This is a genomic window from Vibrio sp. 1069, assembly GCF_033340555.1.
On the sequence record NZ_JAWOWP010000468.1, the window covers coordinates 1 to 655 of the forward strand.

The following is a 655-nucleotide window of genomic DNA, read 5'->3' on the forward strand; positions in this document are numbered from 1 at the left end:
ATCAATGAGGTTAGCTTGGCGACTGTCTTGGTAGTTTTCTTCTGGGCCGCGACCGTAGTAGCTCACTTGGTCAAAGCTGCCGTTGATGCCCAAATCCAAGCCGATGACCGGAATCACGTGAGGGTAGTCGCCGTAGCGCTCGCCACTCAGTTCCACGTTCAAATGGCCTTGAGCATTGATTTGATAGCGATAGGTACAACGCATGCCAAAATCAAAGACCGGCGGCGCAATGATGCTGGTGGTCGTAATCAAGACGGAATCATCAGTTGCTTCCACAGCAAGTGTGCGGAAGTGCTCCTGCATGATTTGCAGATGCGTTGGGTGCCACAAACCTTCATACTCTTGTTTGTGGTTATCAATCATCGGTTTGAAGAAGTTCAGTCTCGGCTCAGATTGAATGATCTCTTCGCCATTTACGCGCCAAGAAGTCAGTTTGCCGTTTACTTTGGAGAAGGTAAGCGTGAAGTTATGACCTGTGATCACATGCTCTAGGCGGCTTTCTTCAAGCAGCAAGGGTTGAATATTGTGGTTGACCAGCGCAGGCAACGTCGCGGACTTGTTTTTCAGTTGGAACTGATACACCGCAATTTCATGGTTGGCTTCGCTGTAAAGCGTGCGACTGTCTTTGCGTACGGTGAAGTTAACAAAGGCTTCG

General features: G+C 49.3%; 1 pseudogene. It reads right to left on the reverse strand.

Going from position 1 to position 655, the window contains the following annotated elements:
- Nucleotides 1-655: pseudogene (gene ebgA / locus R7040_RS27190) on the reverse strand (beta-galactosidase subunit alpha); the annotation flags it as partial.